Source organism: Verrucomicrobiia bacterium (genome assembly GCA_035629175.1).
Lineage (GTDB): Bacteria > Verrucomicrobiota > Verrucomicrobiia > Limisphaerales > DASXHY01 > DASXHY01.
Window position 1 is genome coordinate 263,353 of the sequence record DASPIL010000096.1, and the last position, 17,428, is coordinate 280,780.

Annotated in this window: 14 protein-coding genes; 8 read left to right on the forward strand and 6 right to left on the reverse strand. The window is 58.3% G+C overall.

Features of this window, described 5'->3' with window-relative positions:
* Positions 1-37 precede the first annotated feature (37 nt).
* Positions 38-4,399, forward strand: coding sequence for an immunoglobulin domain-containing protein (locus VEH04_17715; GenBank protein HYG24616.1), 4,362 nt, complete (start codon positions 38-40; stop codon positions 4,397-4,399).
* 64 nt (positions 4,400-4,463) lie between these two features.
* On the opposite strand, the gene VEH04_17720 is transcribed toward VEH04_17715, so the two are convergent.
* The 5 genes from VEH04_17720 to VEH04_17740 all read right to left on the reverse strand — a co-directional run bounded on the left by VEH04_17720 (position 4,464) and on the right by VEH04_17740 (position 10,672).
* Complete coding sequence (locus tag VEH04_17720; protein ID HYG24617.1) at positions 4,464-4,886, reverse strand: response regulator; 423 nt, start codon at positions 4,884-4,886, stop codon at positions 4,464-4,466.
* Between the two features lie 68 nt (positions 4,887-4,954).
* Positions 4,955-7,390: a DUF3536 domain-containing protein gene (locus VEH04_17725; protein ID HYG24618.1), complete on the reverse strand. Its 2,436-nt coding sequence runs from the start codon at positions 7,388-7,390 to the stop codon at positions 4,955-4,957.
* Between the two features lie 132 nt (positions 7,391-7,522).
* Positions 7,523-10,120 (reverse strand): ATP-dependent helicase HrpB, encoded by a 2,598-nt coding sequence (gene hrpB / locus VEH04_17730; GenBank protein HYG24619.1) that lies wholly within the window; start codon positions 10,118-10,120, stop codon positions 7,523-7,525.
* A gap of 52 nt (positions 10,121-10,172) precedes the next feature.
* The gene (locus VEH04_17735) at positions 10,173-10,478 is read right to left on the reverse strand and encodes a TMEM14 family protein (GenBank protein ID HYG24620.1); all 306 of its coding nucleotides are present in this window, start codon (positions 10,476-10,478) and stop codon (positions 10,173-10,175) included.
* Between the two features lie 14 nt (positions 10,479-10,492).
* A complete protein-coding gene (locus VEH04_17740) occupies positions 10,493-10,672 on the reverse strand; it encodes a CPXCG motif-containing cysteine-rich protein (protein HYG24621.1) in 180 nt (59 codons plus the stop codon).
* A 101-nt stretch (positions 10,673-10,773) separates the two neighbouring features.
* Between VEH04_17740 and VEH04_17745 the strand changes: the two genes are divergently transcribed.
* Positions 10,774-11,874, forward strand: coding sequence for a sugar kinase (locus VEH04_17745; protein HYG24622.1), 1,101 nt, complete (start codon positions 10,774-10,776; stop codon positions 11,872-11,874).
* Here the strand turns inward: VEH04_17745 and VEH04_17750 are convergent.
* Positions 11,865-13,388: a DUF5060 domain-containing protein gene (locus VEH04_17750; protein ID HYG24623.1), complete on the reverse strand. Its 1,524-nt coding sequence runs from the start codon at positions 13,386-13,388 to the stop codon at positions 11,865-11,867. The two genes, VEH04_17745 and VEH04_17750, sit on opposite strands and share 10 nt — an antisense overlap.
* A 245-nt stretch (positions 13,389-13,633) precedes the next feature.
* Between VEH04_17750 and VEH04_17755 the strand changes: the two genes are divergently transcribed.
* The 6 genes from VEH04_17755 to VEH04_17780 all read left to right on the forward strand — a co-directional run bounded on the left by VEH04_17755 (position 13,634) and on the right by VEH04_17780 (position 17,413).
* Positions 13,634-14,059, forward strand: coding sequence for a hypothetical protein (locus VEH04_17755; protein ID HYG24624.1), 426 nt, complete (start codon positions 13,634-13,636; stop codon positions 14,057-14,059).
* Between the two features lie 87 nt (positions 14,060-14,146).
* Complete coding sequence (locus VEH04_17760) at positions 14,147-14,665, forward strand: tetratricopeptide repeat protein (GenBank protein HYG24625.1); 519 nt, start codon at positions 14,147-14,149, stop codon at positions 14,663-14,665.
* Positions 14,666-14,803: 138 nt separating this feature from the next.
* Positions 14,804-15,205: a hypothetical protein gene (locus tag VEH04_17765; protein HYG24626.1), complete on the forward strand. Its 402-nt coding sequence runs from the start codon at positions 14,804-14,806 to the stop codon at positions 15,203-15,205.
* A 29-nt stretch (positions 15,206-15,234) separates the two neighbouring features.
* Positions 15,235-15,552: a hypothetical protein gene (locus VEH04_17770; GenBank protein ID HYG24627.1), complete on the forward strand. Its 318-nt coding sequence runs from the start codon at positions 15,235-15,237 to the stop codon at positions 15,550-15,552.
* Between the two features lie 111 nt (positions 15,553-15,663).
* Positions 15,664-16,287, forward strand: a complete 624-nt coding sequence (locus VEH04_17775; protein ID HYG24628.1) for a sigma-70 family RNA polymerase sigma factor — start codon at positions 15,664-15,666, stop codon at positions 16,285-16,287.
* Positions 16,277-17,413 (forward strand): hypothetical protein, encoded by a 1,137-nt coding sequence (locus VEH04_17780; protein HYG24629.1) that lies wholly within the window; start codon positions 16,277-16,279, stop codon positions 17,411-17,413. The genes VEH04_17775 and VEH04_17780 overlap by 11 nt, the downstream gene beginning before the upstream one ends.
* Positions 17,414-17,428 lie beyond the last annotated feature (15 nt).

The window sequence follows — 17,428 nt, forward strand, 5'->3', positions numbered from 1 at the left end:
TTCGGTCCTTTCGTTACGTGTAACATGGCGGCGATTTATGAAAGTTTGCAGTCTGCTGTCGGAAGGTTCCCGGGAAATCGTCCAATCTCCATTGCCGGATCAAGAACCTGGACACTTGCGTGAGGTGCTGCGATCCACAAGCCGCTTCGTTGTTTCCTCGATCCTCCTGCTCTTCCTGCAGCCAGCTGCAGTTTCTGCCGCCTCTCTCGGCGAGGCATTGAACGCGACGAACCTGGTCTGGAACACGCACGGTGATTTCCCTTGGATTGCGCAGAGTCCTGGACGTTCCGATTATCTGGCCGCGCGCAGCGGTAACATCACCCACAATCAATCCTCAGCCCTTGAAACAACGGTTACGGGTCCCGGAACCGTGAGCTTTTGGTGGCGCGCTTCGACAGAGACCAACAATGACTATGGTGCGATTCTCGTCGACAGCCACGAGCACGCGCGCATTTCCGGTGAGGTGCCCGCCTGGCGGCAGAGATCAATCGACGTCGGGTTTGGATCACACCTGATCACCTGGCAATACAGCCGCAACGGAACGGGTTCGGGTGGTAACAATGTCGTGTGGCTCGAAGACGTCTCCTTCGCCGCCGGAGCCCAGGCTGCCGCCATTGCGGTTGATCCAGCCAGCCGTGTGTTCGCACCCTTCGCTTCGGCCAGTATGAGCGTCGAACCCCGTGGAACGCCGCCGTTGCAAATCCAGTGGTTCAAAAATGGCGAGCCAGTGGAGAGCGCGACCAACGCAACGCTCGCCTTTGATGCCGTTACGTTTCTGGACGCGGGCACCTATCACGCAAGTGTCTCGAATGCTTTTGGATTTGCAGTGAGCACCAATGCTGAGGTCAGAGTGCTTCATCTTGTGGCGTGGGGCGCAGGAACAGCCAATTCGAATTTCAATCCGCATTTCGGCCAAAGCTCCGTCCCAGTTTCGGGTGTCGATGCAAAAAGCATTGGCACTGGATTTTATCACAGCCTGGCACTCCGGCCCGATGGACGCGTTGCGATCTGGGGCCAGCAATCACAGCCGCCCGGAGACCTCACGAATGCAGCCGCTGTTTCCGGCGGCAGCACATTCAGCGCCGCGTTGCGAACAAATGGGACCCTGTCGTATTGGGGATCGATCAGTTTCCAGGTCGGAACCGCGACCAACCTCAGCGCAATCGCCGCGGGATCAAGCCACGTTCTCGGACTGCGAAGCAACGGAACCGTCATGGTAGCTGGTTCATTTCTGGTGCAAGGGCAGGGCATAATTCCCACGAACCTTCTGCCCGTTGTTGGGATCGCTGCCGGTGCCCATCACAATGTGGTGCTTCAGACCAACGGAACCGTCCGCGCCTGGGGCGGGAATTTCTCGGGCCAAACAAACGTTCCGATCGGATTGAGCAACGTCGTGGCGATCGCTGCAGGCGGATCGAACAGCGTGGCAATCCGAAGCGACGGAACAATTGTGGTGTGGGGCGACAATGGATCTGGTCAAACCAATGTTCCACCATCGGCGACCAATATCTTCGCGGCAAGTGTCGGGTTCGGTCATATCCTCGCGCACCGGTATGATGGATCGTTGATTGCGTGGGGAGCTAATCAGCACGGACAAGCCGCTGTTCCCGATGCACTGACGAACGTTGTGGCGGTTTCGTCAGGCGCCTTTCACAACCTGGCAATGGTACATTCCGGGGGGCCGGCGCTTCTGACCCGAACGATCAATCGCACGGTGTTTGTTGGAGAGCCGGTATCGTTTGCGGCATCTCCCTTCGGTTCTGAGCCGCTCTTCCTTCAGTGGATGCGAAACGACGAGATCCTCCCGGATCAAACGAATCGCGCGCTGAACATTTCTGCGGCAGCAGCCGGCGACAGCGGCGCCTATTCAATCATCGCGAGCCATGGTTCCGGCAGCGTTACAGGCCTGGTTGGACGGCTGACGGTGAACACGCTGGAGCCCTCCTTCACACAAAACCCTTCATTGGTGCATGTGGCGGTTGGCTCCAACGCAGTTCTGAGAGCGACCGTTGTTGGGATGCCTCCGATCAGCCTCCAGTGGCGATTCAATGGAACGAACATCCAAGGGTATACCAACCTGGAAATCACCTTAACGAATGTCCACATTGGACAGGAAGGCGAGTATTCGCTGGTTGCCAGCAACGCGTTCGGCCAAACGATCAGCGCGAATGCCGCGCTGATCGTCATCGATTTGCCTGAGGCACTGGATGCGCCAGAGTTAGCTTGGGCAACCTATGCAGAGGGCAGTTGGATTCCACATACCGGCGACTCGCACGATGGGATTGCCGCCGGGATGTGCATCCGAATGAACCCGATTATTCCGAGCCATCTTTCGACATACGTTGTTGGACCTGCAATTCTAAAGTTTTGGTATACAGTTGCCTTCAGTAGCGGCTTTACCAAGCGGTTCGACTTTCGTGCCTATGGGCCTTTTGGTTACGAATCCCGGTCTCTTTCGTCAATGGTTTGGAAGGAGGAGACCGTCTTTTTGCCTGCGGGAACGAATGCAGTCGAATGGTCCGCCGGGTCTTCCGAGACAGGAATTTTCGGACTTCTGGATTCGGTGAGTGTCACTCCAGGCGCGGTCCCGCCATTCGTGACACCCCTCGCAGACCAGACAGCTGCGGCAGGAGAGAATCTGGTTCTTTCTGCGCCGGTCTTCGGAACTCCGCCGCTGACCCTGCAGTGGAGGCACAATGGAACAAACATTGCCGGCGCGACGCGTACGTCACTGAGCCTGACCAATGTTCAAGCGCATCATTCTGGAGAATACGACCTGCTGATCACCAGCCCCTACGGGTCAACCAATGCAATGGCAACCGTATCCATTACTCCATCTGTTCCGCAGATCACAACGCCCGTTAAGAGCCGGGAAATGGTTTTTGGAGGCACCGTGCAATTCGATGTCGAAGCCCGTGGAACTGATCCGCTGACATATCAATGGGAACATGCGGGTGTCGCCATCTCGCATGCGACCAACGCATCCTTGAGGCTGAGCCTGCTGGAAGCGAGCTCTGCCGGGACATACCGCGTCGTCATCACCAACATTTTCGGATCTGCGACTTCTGAGGCCGTTCTCACCGTTGTTCCACGTCTTATTGTGGGGTGGGGAACAATTACCGCGAGCACGCCCGAACCGCCGTTTGGAGTGACCAACGTCATTGCCATTTCCGCAGGCGACGCCACCAGCGTTGCACTCCGCGATGATGGAACCCTCTACGCCTGGGGCTGGGATGCCTTCAGCCGGCTGGCGGTTCCATCGACCGCAACCAATGTCGTAAAAATTTCCATGGGTGGCATGCACGGCTCCGCATTGCATCAGAATGGAACATTGACTCATTGGGGCGATCCCTTCTTTGATTCATCTTCCATCGTTCCGCCCGGGCTTGTGAATGTCATCGAAACAGCATCCGGCGACGCATTCCACATTGTCCTGAAGGCGGATGGCACTCTGACAGTCTGGGGCGACGGGTTCTTGAACCCAACAAACGTACCGCCAAATCTCTCGAACATTGTAGCGATCGCCGCCGGCAACTATCACGGTGTGGCATTGACACGCGAAGGCGGTGTCGTGTCCTGGGGCTACAATTCACGGGGCCAAACTAATGTCCCGCCTGGGTTGTCAAATATCGTGAGCGTCGCGGCTGGAGGCGATTTCAGCATGGCTCTGGATTCTAGCGGGCGTGTGTCTGCATGGGGATCCGGAGGCTCCCTGGTTACTACCATTCCAATCTCGGCCACGAACGTGGTTGCGATTGCCGCAGGCGGCAGTCACGCGCTGGCGTTGCGAAGCGATCGCACATTGGTGACGTGGGGCAACGGGTCCGATGCACGGGATAAAATGCCGCCATGGCTGACGAACGTCGTTGCCATCGATGGTGGAAGAACCCACAGCCTTGCACTGTTGAATGACGGGTCGCCGCACATTGTTCGACATCCGTGGACGCAGACGGTGTTCACGGGCGATACCGTCCGGTTCGATGTTGCAGCGCTTGGAAACGAAATATTGAGCTATCAGTGGAAGCACAATGGAACCAACGTTCCCGGTGCGACAGGCGCGACGTTGCTTCTGACAAACGCGCCGCTGATGGCCGCTGGAATTTATCATTGCGTGGTGACCAATCCGGCGGGAGTCGCAGCATCGCATCCCGCGTCGCTGGCGGTATTGCGGTCGACGCCGCAGGTCACTGCAGCGGGTTCCGGGTTTGAGGCGCCGGGGACTTTTCGAATGCGGATCCTGGGCTTGTCGGGACACGGGGAAGTGCTTGTGTATGCGTCAACCAACCTGCTGCAATGGCAACCCGTGCACACCAATGCCGCGGCGGTTGGAACCATCCTTTATTTTGACGCAGTGGGAACGAATGCCATGCAGCGATTCTTCCGAGTTGAAGAGCGTTAGAAGAAAAGATTTCCAAGCGAAGGGCGCAGCCCCAACCGCAGTGCCCGCGTTCCAGGACCGTGATCTAACGTCTTGCCATAGTCTCGAGGGCGGCCAGGAATTTTGCGCGGGAAATCGGTTTCTCGATCATGAAACTCGCGCCCAATACGATGCTGGATTCAAGGCGGGATTCATCGGCGAAGAGACCTTCGCCTGAGATGGCAATGACCTGAATGCCCGGCCATCTGGCTTTGATCTCGCGCAACGTCGCGATTCCACCCTTGCGAGGCATTTTCAAGTCGAGCACGACGATGTCCGCATGACCTTTGGCAATGACATCCAATGCTTCCACACCGTCACCTGCCTCCGTGACGGTGTAGGTCGACTTGGGGACCATTGCACGGAGCGCCCCGCGGACGGCAGGCTCGTCGTCCACAATCAATATGCGTTTGACCGAGGCTGGTCGGGCCGCGTTCTGCGCCAATTTAGCCGCTTCAATCTGCTGCATTTCGAACACCTACATCGGACACAATGCCCCGTTCTTGAACTGCGAAGTTCGCGAGGCTGGCAAAATTCTCAGGTCAAGGCAGAGGGCGCAAATCCAAGGCGATCTCCCAAAGCAACGAGAGCGTCCAAACATTCAGCGGCCTCTTTGTCCCCATTTGCGGCGCGATCGCGGAACTCATCGAGCTTTGTGTGTCGCAGCTGCCAATACGTGTTCTGAACCTCGGCAAGGTTCAACCCAAGCGGCAGCGGCATCATCAGCCCCGCAATGGTTTGCAGTTCCTTTACGCATTCCAGGTCGCACGGATTCTCCGCAACCTGCCGTATCGCGCGTTCCATGCGGTTCTTCACCGCAAAGCTGATGTCGGGTGTGAGCACTTCATGGCCGCGGCTCTGGGCTTCCGACACGAGACCCTTCAGCTGTTCCAGATCGGTGTGGCCGTTCTCGAACTGTCGCCGAAGATTGCTCTTCAACGTCAAATCCCAGGCAAGCTGCAGCCCGGCGGGCAACGGCGCGCCAGCGCCCTGCAAGAATTTCATCAGCGGCTCGTAACGTTCGGTGATCAATCGGAAACGCGACTCCAGATCCTCCCTCGCACTTGCGAGGATCTCGTTGAGGATGCGCCGTTGCTCGTCCTTGAACAACGACTTGAGACTGTAGGACGCGTTCTTGAAGTGCTGGTTGATCAGCAGGATCACCTGCGGGAAATCCGCTGTGTCAAACGCGCCGCGAACCGACTGCACCATCGCCTGGTATTGAGAATCGTCATCGAACTTGGTGACCGCGCCCACCAGGTTGTGTTCACCCAGGTACAGAATTGCGTAGGAAAGCTGGTCGAATTCGTGGGTGATCTCCGAAACCACTCGAACCTTTCCCACTGCCAGCTTGGCCTTGCCGGCCGTGGCAACGTGACGATGCACGTCCTCGAACGTGTAAGAGAAGATGCGGATGGCATTCTCGTAATCGTGAAAGCACGAACTGATTGCGTAGTGCGCGGCGGCCTTCGGCCAGTCGATCATCGCCGGTTTCACGAAAGCCTGATAGATCGCGCGACCGTCCGAATGCTCGTTCAGATTGCTTTTTGCCTGCTGCAATAGATCAAGGAAGCCGGGTTCAAAATCCTGCCCGGTGAGTTCGCTGGCCAGCTGAATCACGCGCGCGGCATATTGAATGACCTGCACGGTTTCAATTCCCGACAGCTCGTCGAAGAACCAGCCGCAGCTCGTATACATGAGCATCGCGTGCCGTTGCAGCTCCATCCATTTCAACACAATGGTTTTCTGCTCTTGCGACAAATCCGACTTGGCCTTCTCGGACAGCCAGCGGTCGATGTTTTCGGGTGTGCGATCCAGGATGACCTGAATGTATTCGTTGCGGGCCAGCCATGGATCTTTCAGCAATTCCCCGGCCCTGGATTCGAAGAGCGGAGCCATCTCGTCGCGCAGCCAGTCGAGCGCCTTTCGCAGGGGAGCGCGCCAGTGCTGTTTCCAATCGCCATGCCCGCCGCTGTTGCAGCCGCAATCCTCCTTCCATCGGCCAACCCCGTGCGAACAGCTCCACGCACTGCCTTCATGGATCTGCACTTCGTATTCAGGCGGATGTTGCTCAAGAAATTCGCCGTAGTTCGTCAACTGGGCGGCGCCGCTGTTCTCGATGTGCTGCATGGCGTAGGCAAGCGCCATTTCACCGTGCTTATGATGATGCCCATACGATTCGCCATCGGTGGCGATGTGCACGAGCTGATCCCAATCCCGTCCTTCACTGAATGCGCCGAGCAGGCGGTTCGCAAATTTCTCGCCACTGACAAGAAGCTTCTCGAACGCGACCGCCTGGGAGACGGGGGCATCGTAAAAGAACACGTTGATGGATCGGCCTGACGGAAGATTGACGCGGTAGGCGCGGCTGGGATCGATGCGTGCGCCATTGACGTCCTCCCAATCCGCCGCCCCGATCTTGCGCATGCGACTGGCTTGGAACGGGGACATAAGCGTAAAGAGGATTCCCGCCTCGGCCAGCACTTCGAGGCTGGGGGTGTCGGCTGCGGTTTCGGAGAGCCACATGCCTTCGGGTTTTCGGCCGAAACGATGCTCGAAATCGCGGATTCCCCAGATCACCTGGGTGAGTTTGTCGCGGTCGTTGGCGAGCGGCATGATCATGTGATTGTAAACCTGGGCCATGGCGGAACCGTGTCCCGAGAACTGCTCGCGGCTGAGTTTGTCAGCAGCAACGATCGCTGCATGCGTTTCCGGCATCTTGTCCTGCGCCCATGCGAGGAGCGTGGGTCCGATGTTGAAGCTGATTTTAGAGTAATTGCTGATGATATTCTCGATCTTGCCATTGCCATCGAGGATGCGGGCGGCCCCATTGGGTGCGTAGCATTCGACCGCAATGCGTTCGTTCCAATCGTGCCACGGCGCCGCGGAGTCCTGCAGTTCGACCGTCTCCAGCCACGGATTTTCCCGCGGCGGCTGGTAGAAATGGCCATGAATGCAGATAAATTTTTTCATGCCACCAGTGTGTGGCTTTGGCTGTCACCAACAATAGGGGGATTACCCGCGAAGCGGGCGTCGCGCTTCCCCAACCGGGGGTCTGATGATCGGAATCGGAGGCCTGAATTTTCGCCAACCCCAGGCCTGTGCTCAGCGCCACTCGTGCTTGGGATAGCGGCGCTGCAGTTCTGATTTGAGCCGCGGATATTGTTCGCGCCAGAAATTGCCAAGATCCTGTGTGACCTGCACGGGTTTCATTCCCGGAGTAAGAATGTGAACCACCACAGGCACGCGGCCGAGCGCGATCTTCGGGGTTTGCGCTACATCGTAAAGCTCCTGGATGCGCAAGGCGATATGAGGAGGATTGCCTTTTTCGTAAACCACTTTAGGAGTGCGGCCGTTTGTCAGGGGCAGGCGTTCGGGAGCGTGTTTGTTGAGCAACTCGTGCTGCGCGGGCGAAAGCCACGACTTCACCACCGTTTTCACCTCGCGATCCTTGATGTCCTTGTAACCGATTGCTCCGTGGCAAATCTGCTCGATCAGGTGTGTTCGATCTTCATCCGCAATTGGCGGAAGACCCATTTCGGGGCACCACTGGCTGAGGAGATTCAATCGCAGGATCCATTGCTCAACCGTGTGATCCCATTCCTTCAGCGTGAGCCGTTCGGCGAGAACTTCTTCGGCAAGCAACCGCGCGGCGGCCTCGGCGGGCGGCGGTTCAATCCGCCGGGCCGACAACGCAAGGCCGCGGAAGCGAGAGAGTTCTGCGGCCACCACGCGTTTTTGTGTCGTATCAAACGCAACGCGCAGTTCGCTCGCGATATCGTCGGGAAACAGTTCAGGCAACCATTCAGCTTGGATGGCGGTGGCCAGCGACAGGATCGTGTTCAACTCCTTGTCCTTCCCTTCAACTTCGCGCACCTCGGCCGCCACGAGCAACTGGCTGTGCTGCACCACGCTTTCACGCGCAAGCACGCCGCGGCGGCCATGGACCAACTCGCAGCGAAGCGTGCCTTGATCGAGTCGATGCGCCACGCGGTCGGAGAAGCCGATCAATACACATTTCTGCAATGCCTCGTCCTTGACTTCACGCGGCTCAACATCGAGCCCTTCACGTTCGGCGATTCGCAGGAAATGATCGAGCAAGGGGCCGACCTGGCGAGCAGTGACCGCGTGGATCCCCAGCTTGCGGCAGGCGTCCACGCGGTATTGATTTTTCGACGCATAGGTCCAGGCGCGCATGAGGATCCAAAAGTCAGACGAAGCCTTTTCTCCCAGCAGATCCTCTCGCAACTGGTGCGTGGCCTTGTCGACTCCGCGCAGCAACAAGTCGCGTCCTTGCGTCAGGGCGGCGATGACAGCGGCCTGATAGACGCAGCCGTATTCCTGGGCGGCCATCAGCATGCGGGCGTAGCGCGGATGCACGGGGAAAGCCAGCATCTTGCGGCCGATCGGCGTGATTTCGAGAGAATCACAATCGCCCGCGCCTCCGCTGGCGGGTGTCATCTTGAGCGCTCCCAGATCCGTCAGTAATTCTTCAGCATGCGCGAGGCTTTGTTCTGACGGCGGTTCGAGCCAGCGGAATTGCCGAAGGTTCGAAATGCCAGCCGCTTTCAACGTCAGCACGACTTCGGCAAGATCGAGACGCTTGATTTCAGGAACTTCCTGCGGCGCGCGATGTTCATGTTCCTGGCGTGACCAAAGCCGCATGCACACGCCCGGCGCCGTGCGCCCGGCGCGGCCCGCACGCTGGTCGGCTGCGGATTGGCTGATCTTCTCGACGAGCAGCGTGTTGATGCCGCGATACGCGTCGTAACGCGGAATCCTCGCGAGTCCACAATCAATAACCAGGCGCACGCCTTCGATCGTCAGCGATGTTTCCGCTACGTTCGTTGAAACCACAACCTTGCGCTGGCCGTAACGCGCCACGGCGGCGTCCTGCTCCCGCGGCGGCAATTCACCGTGCAGTGGCAGCAGAATGAAATCGCGTGCTTCGTCGGTGTGCCGGATTGCTTCCAGCGTTTGAAAAATTTCAAATCCGCCGGGCATGAACACCAGCACATCGCCTGGTTCCCCGGAACGCACATAACGGCTGAACGCGTCCGCGGCCTGATCCCAGATCGGGCGTTTGTCCGTGTAGGCAGGCTCCGACTCGTAACGTATTTCAACCGGGAAGGTTCGGCCGGCGGAGGTCAACACGGAACAGGGATGCCGGCCGCCGCTTTTCGATTTTGAAAAGTAATCTGCAAGGAGGTCCGCATCGAGCGTGGCGGACATCACCGCCAGCTTCAGGTCAGGCCTTGCGGATTCCTGAACGTCGAGAGCCCGCGCCAGCGTGATGTCTCCATAGAGATGCCGCTCGTGAAATTCGTCGAACAACAGCGCCGCAACGCCCTTCAGGTTGGGGTCATCGATCATCTGCCTAAGCAGAACGCCTTCGGTGACGAAGCGAATGCGGGTTTCCGCTGAAGTCACATTCTCGAATCGGATTTGGTATCCGACCTCGCGTCCGAGCTTCACTCCCAATTCTTCGGCAACGCGGGTCGCGAGCAGGCGGGCGGCAAGACGGCGGGGTTGCAGGATTACGACCTGGCCGTTTTCGAGCAATCCCGATTGCAGGAGCATCTGCGGGACCTGCGTGGTTTTGCCCGAACCCGTCGGTGCGGAAAGGATTAGCCGGTTGCCGGAACGCAAGGCGCCGGCAATGGATTCATGGATTTCCCAAATGGGAAGGGAGGTCGCTGGCACGGAGAAAAGCGCGGCGTGGCTTCAGGCCCTGGGCGCACGGGCACACCTGGAATCAAACGTGACGCAGCACAATCGCGACGAGCGTGACGATCAGCATCATTCCCGCAGGCATGAACTTGCGGGTCTTCGCCAATCGAATTCCGAACACCACAAACAGGATGGCCATGAGCACATCGGCGAGGCCGCGAGCTGTGCTGGGAGTGAGGAAATTGGGAATCGCAGTCAGCATCAGCAGGGCCGCAAAGGCAATCGACATGATCAGCGACACCTGGCTTTTCCCTTTGAAAAAGCCGATCAGTCCGCCAATCACGAGCAGCACGATATAAATCCAGAGAACTTTCGTGGCGAAATCTTGCATCCGCGAAGAGTGCCTCAACCCGGCGCGACGTCCAAGCCCAGAATCTCGCCCCCTTCGCATTCGACAGTGATCTCAAACGGGCGGCAGCAAACTTCGCAATCGCTCGTGAATCGCTGCGAGCCCTGGCGCGTGTCGATCATGACAGTCGACTCCTGCCCGCAAAAAGGGCATTGGATGGATTCGGGAATTTCCATGCGCCACCACTACTGCGTTGGAGTTGCCCGCACAAGCGCAGGAAAAGGATTGAGTCACGGGATGTTTGTTTCCAAATTCACCCGCTATCTCGAATCAACCTATGGCAACGCTCGAAATCAAACCGGCCGGCTCGTGCAAATATGATCTGCTTGCGCTTGGAGAAATCATGCTGCGCCTGGATCCTGGAGAAGGACGCATCCGGACGGCACGGCAATTCACGGTGTGGGAAGGCGGTGGCGAATACAACGTGGCGCGCGGGTTGCGCAGATGTTTTGGATTGAATACGGCCGTGGCGACGGCATTTGCCGATAACGACGTGGGCCGCCTGCTTGAGGATTTTGTCCTGCAGGGGGGCGTTGCCACCGAATTTGTAAAGTGGACGCCTTTCGACGGCGTTGGGCGCGTCACACGCAATGGGCTGAACTTCACGGAAAGAGGATTCGGAGTGCGCGGTGCTGTGGGCATTCCTGATCGCGGGAATACGGCGGCCAGCCAGTTGAAGCCTGGTGATTTTGATTGGGATTATATTTTTGGCAAGGCAGGTGTGCGCTGGCTTCACACAGGCGGCATCTTCGCTGCCTTGAGCGACACAACGCCGAAACTGGTCATCGAAGCGGTGCAGGCGGCGAAACGTCATGGCACGATCGTGAGTTACGATCTCAATTATCGCCCGTCGTTGTGGAAAAGCATTGGGGGACAGAAGCGGGCGCAGGAGGTGAACCGCGAGATTGCACGGCATGTGGACGTCATGATTGGCAACGAGGAGGACTTCACCGCGTGCCTTGGTTTCGAGGTTGAAGGTGTTGATGAGAACATCAGCTCAATTGATGTGAAGGCGTTTGAAAAAATGATTGAAAAGGCGGTCAAGACATTCCCGAATTTTCGCGTCACGGCGACGACCCTGCGCGCGGTGCGATCGGCCACCCGCAATGATTGGAGTGCCATTTGTTGGGCGGACGGGAAGTTCTTCCAGGCGCCGAACCGGCCCGACATGGAGATTCTCGATCGCGTCGGGGGTGGGGACAGCTTCGCCAGCGGGCTGATCTATGGCTTCATGAAATTCAACGATCCGCAACAGGCTGTGGAATACGGCGCCGCGCATGGCGCCCTGGCAATGACCACGCCGGGAGACACTTCAATGGCTTCGCTGAAAGAGGTCGAGGCGCTGGTGAAGGGCGGGAGCGCACGCGTTCAGCGTTGACGCTGCGGGCGGCTGCGGACGAGAAGGATCCAATCGGCTGCTGTCGGTGCTGGCACTTTGATCGTTGCGGAACCCAGCACCGCAACGGCTTCGCGCGTCTCGCCAGTTCGCGGATTCAACCAGCGCAATCCAGGCATGTCGGGAATGGTTTCACTCGGAAGCTCGAGCACATCCTGGTCAGCGCAATAGTAAGCGCGAAACGTTTTGTTGGAATCCATTGCTAACGCAACGGAGGATGCGTCGGGGGATGCGATGCGCACTTCATGTTCTTCTTCCATCGAATCAAACAGCTCAGCTGCAATGCGCATCTGTTTCGCTCCCGGCAGGAACAGCGATCGCTGCCACAGAGGCAATTCGTCTTTGTTGACTGCGGTTGTATCCCAAATCGCGACGCCCTGGGCCTGGTAGGCAAAACCTCCGGCGGATCCCAGGAGCAAGGCGGGCCAAAGCTCCCGCCTGACGGCATCGGCCGTGACACGATGTTTCGAAGCCGAGAGGGCGTTTTCGTGCGCTGTCAATTCAACCAACACGGGGAGTCGAAGCTGTGCCCGAATCAATGGGTTCGTCAGGTTCCGGTTCGTACCCCTGACCAGCAATCCATCCACCCACGGCTCAGCATTCAATGCGAGCCGCTCGCGCGCGAGGATGGCGGTCACGTCTGGATGAGAAGCCAATTCCGCGCGCAGCAGGGTGTTCGAACCCGTGACGCGGAATTGATCGAAAATCCAGGCCACATCCCACGCATGCCAGCGGGCATTCGCGTAACGGAAGAGTGCCGCCGCCTCGGAGTCGCTCACGGAACGCGGCAACTCCAGGCGAATAGCGCACAGCAAGTCGCGGCTGTTCAGCAACGAAATCGCACGGTCAAGCCGCTGGAAATAGGAAATTGCCGGCTGCGCGCCGGCATGAGCGGAACGACTGCCAGGTTCCCTCGCAGGAATGGACAGGTGCACAGCGCTGAACTGCTGGTGCCAGCGCGTTTGCGCGTAAAACGCAAGGTCGTCGTGGGACGCGTGGATCGCCTGGATGCGAAGCGTGTCGGCTATCCAAAAAAATGGTGAGCCATCGCGATGTTGGAATTTTCCTGTTCGCGGTTCACCCACCACGGGACCATGCCGCGAAAAGCGGGTTTCGGCCGAAGGGGCAATGCATACGAATTGCCCGCTGATCCGCAAGCCGCTGTTGGCCGGATCAGAGGAGCGCGTCACGTACTTCCAGTTTCCCGCCTGATCAGGCTTGAAACGGAGGCGCCAGGTTCTGCCGCCATCCCAGAACCCGTCAATCAGGCTGGTTTCGCCTGAGGGAGATGTGAATTCCGCCTGGAGGGAACAATCGGCCGATGGGGAATCATAGGTCGTGCTGCTGCGCAGGGTCTGTTCAAACACGCCCCACTTCGGAATGATCTGGACACCTGCGCCCTGAGCTTCCACGACCGCCCAGACCCACAGTGGAAGGAGCAGCGAGCGGGCAATCGTTCTGACGACTTGCAACAGAGGCGATTGCGGGTGGCTCATGGGATGGCGAGGTAAACGGATTACTTGAACGGAGTCAAATCACCTCCCGCAAAATTCATGGCAATCCGGTATTCACCCACTGGCTGACTTCCCCAGGCGCCGTCATCTTTTCAGACCGGACTGGGATTGGGCGGTGGATCTGCCAAGGGTTTGCCCGGGCTGTGTTCAGGGGAAAAGCCGGGGTTTAATTCTAGGGACTCCCGGATTCCGATGAGCACGGACTTTTGATCTGATGTGCTTTGCTTATGAGAAACCTCATCCTGGCGTTGATACTTGGCCTCCCGCTCGGAGTATTCGGAACGGAACGTCTTGCCGCGTTGTCGATGCTGGAGACCGGCAATAATGACCGGGCGATTGGAAGAGCAGGGGAGGTCAGCCGTTACCAGGTGCTGCGCCGCGAATGGCGGAGTGTCACGAATTCGGTGGCCTATACCGATTCCGAGACAGCCCGGCATGTCGTCCTGGCCATCATGCAGAAACGCGTCAAGGCATTCCAAGCCGCATACGGCCGTCTCCCAAACGATTTTGAGTATTACGGCTTGTGGAACGCGCCCTCGCAGGTGCTCAGGGGCCGTGTCAGCCGCGTGGTGGCCGAGCGCTGCCGCCGCTTTGCCAACCTCTGCGAACGCGAACAGCAACTCGCACAAGCTTCCACGCGCAAAGTTTTCTAACCGCCCTCAGATGGCAAGCGCCCTGCTTGCCTAAGTCCTCGCCACTCATCCGACGCGACTGCTCCGCGCAGGAGTGCGCTGAAGCCAATGAACCTGCCGATACCGGAAACGTTCAACAGCCTGTGGGCGAATCTGCCCAACCGGGTTCGTATTGCTGAAACCACAGTGCGCGCCTGGTTCGGCCGGGAAATCGCCGACGCACGCTTCTACTACACCCGATTCCGAGCCGAGAACGGCGATGCCTTGAATCAATTTCGATTTGGCATGCTCTTCGAAACCGGGCATCGCGTTTCGCAATCGGATTACGAAGCCCACAAGTGGTTTCTTCGCGCGGCCTTCCAAGGGTTGGTGGACGCGCAGGCGAAGGTTTCGGAATATCATCTTCTTGGCCGGGGAGTTCCACGGAATAACGAGGAAGCGTTTCGCTGGTGCCGCAAGGCGGCCGAAGCCGGACACGCTCCCTCGCAAGCGCAACTGGCACGGATGTACGCCCACGGAATCGGAGTAGAACGAAATCCGAAGGAAGCCAAAAAATGGGTCGGCAAGGCTGCCACGCAAAGCATCCAGATTCCAAAAGCGCTCCAGGTGGAATTAACCGCCTGCTGAGATCGCCAACCGCCTCCTGTTCATCACCTGCCGGAACTTTGCTGTTTGTAGATCCCTCATGCTGGTGTAGAGTGTCTTCGATTTATCCAAGCTTTTCGGGGCTCTGACGGTCCTCTGGGTTCGGCTGAATTCAAAGCCATGACCTACGCTCGAAAAATGAATCCTGTCCAGGAACAACGCCAGCGCGACCGCGAACGCCTCCTGCAGTCTCCCACCCTTGCAACCCAATATCCGAACCTCAAATCATTGAGCGTCGTCCTCGGCTATTTTGATGAAATGCGCATGTCCCACGCGGGACAGTTGCGGTATCGGGCCAACGTTGAGCACGCGAAGGTCATCCTGGAATTCAGTTGTCCCAGCACCACATGCCTCGGCGGAGGGTTCGATTTGAGCGAGGTTCTCCTCAACGCGGTGACATCCACCCGCAAGAGCGCGCAAGGCCAGTTACGCTGTGCAGGAATGCGGAATGTCGCGTCCAATGGCCAGTCGAACTGCCAGCATATGCTGAACTACAAGTTGAGCCTGGGTTACGCGAAATAAGAGCGGCGCCCGCTCTTGCAATCCATTCTATGTCTGGAACATATCGCATGCGGGATCTTTTGGAACTCCTGCTGCGCGAAAACGCGTGTGAGCTGCAGCTGAAATCCGGAACGTCGCCCTTCCTCAGCAGCGATTCCGCCCACCTGCCAATCGACGTCCCCGCACTGAGCGTCGGAGACGTTCATGAGCTGCTCCAAAGCGTGGCAAGTGCTGAGCAGCTCGCGGAGCTTGGCCGCTGCGGAGATTTGCGTTTCGTTTACCCGCTCCAGCACGGGATCCGGTTCTCGATCACGGCGACTCTCGACAGCGAGACTTCATGCATCACCGTTCGAAATCTTCAACGTTAGGACGGCCATTGCGGCCGCTCGCTTCGGGAGAAGATTCCTTCCCTTAAAAACTTCTGCATCCAAACAGCAGGGGACGGCGGATATAGTCGTGAAAACCGACGCATACCCTGAGTGGAACGCATCCGACATCAAGAGCCCGGCATTTCGGAAAACCGATCCGCGGCGGCGTCGTCAGAGGCTGAATGGAGCGAGGACGCACGGCTCCTGACGCAGGTCGCAAACGGAAAGGAGAATGCCCTGGCTGAGTTGTATCGGCGCCGCAGCAAACTCATTTATTCGTTGCTGGCGCGGATGCTGGACAATGAGATCGATGCGCAGGAAACGCTGCAGGATGCGTTCGTGCTGATTTGGAAACGGGCGCACCGCTACGATGGAGGCCGTTCATCGCCCCTTTCCTGGATGGTCATGCTTGCACACGGACTGGCTCGCGACCGGTTGCGTGCCGCTTCACGGCGGAACCGCAATCGCGCCGTTTTTGAACGCGAGATTGTTGCCTTGGAGATCGAGATCAACACGCCGCGGCCCGCTGAGCGGGATGAGCTGGCCCGGGCTTGTGCCGCTGCCCTGAATCACTTGCCGGAGGAACAGGGGCGTGCATTGCAGCTCGCGTTTTATCGCGGGTGGACCCATGAAGAAATCGCGGGCGCTCTCAACGAACCGCTCGGAACTGTGAAAGCGCGGATCCGCCGCGCTTTGCTGGCGCTGCGCAAAAAGCTCAAGGAATATGAATCCTGAATCTTCGGAAGACGAAGCATTGCTATACGTGCTGGGCGAACTCACACCCGGTCAGCGCCAGGAGTTTGAAGCCCGATTGGCGGAGTCCTCTGAGCTCCGTTCGCTGCTGCATGATCTCGAGGAAGGAACGGTCGCCGCTGCAATGGCTGCACCGCCGAAGCTGCCGCCGTCGGCGGCCTGGAAAGGGATTGAGAAATCTATTGCACAGCAACCTTGCGAACACGCCCGGCCGGCACGCTGGATTCAATTTTTGAAGAGCGGGTGGGCGGCCGCGGGCGCGTGTCTGCTGGGATGGATTCTTTATGCATGGTGGGTCGATGCTCCCGCCCGGCAATTAGGTTTGCCGCAGTCCACCAAGGAAACTCCGCTCGTTTCCAATTCATCGTTTCCTTCCAATGATCATGAACTCCCGGCGCCGGCGGTGCCCGCCAATGAAGCCGCTCATTCTTCGTACGAGCCTCAATCGCACGCCGCGGATGCGCTTCAGTGGCAGGTGAGAGCCCTCGAGAATCGTGTCGCGTATTTGTCCGAAGCGCTTGCCCGGCATCAGTCAGCGCTCAGCGAAACAAATCGCATCCGGTTTGTGCGCGCCTCCGGCACGTCCGCGAATGGCCAGGGCGCGGCAATCGCAAACCTTTCACCCGGATTGCAGCGTGCGTTGATGCTGGCAGTTGCCCGCCAGCTTGGCTGGAATTCCGGCGCCGATCTTTTTGAATCAAACCTTCCCCTTTCTGAAAAGTATCCCGGTGTTGATTTTGTCGATTTCGATCGAGGCACGAATGCAACATCCCGGCCGATCGCTGCGCAGCCTGCAATCCAAAGCGGAATGACTGATTCGGCCCCGACTGAGAATGCCGGGAGGCCAGAGCCTGCCGTTCCGGCATTCGTATCCGGCGAAACCCTCGTCGTGGCAATCGATTCCACCGTCGTGCCTCAAGGAAGCGAGCTGACTTTTTCAAATGGCGATGCATCGCAGACGATAGGCATGGCGTTCTTGGGTGAGAATCCGCTGGTGGCGACTCTTTCACTCTCTGGGTTCTCGAGCCGCACCTTCATTTTGACAGCAACCTCCGTGTCAGGTGTTTCCCAGGTGTTCCAGATTTCAGTCGAGGGAACGCCGCCGTGAACGCTTTTGTCGAAC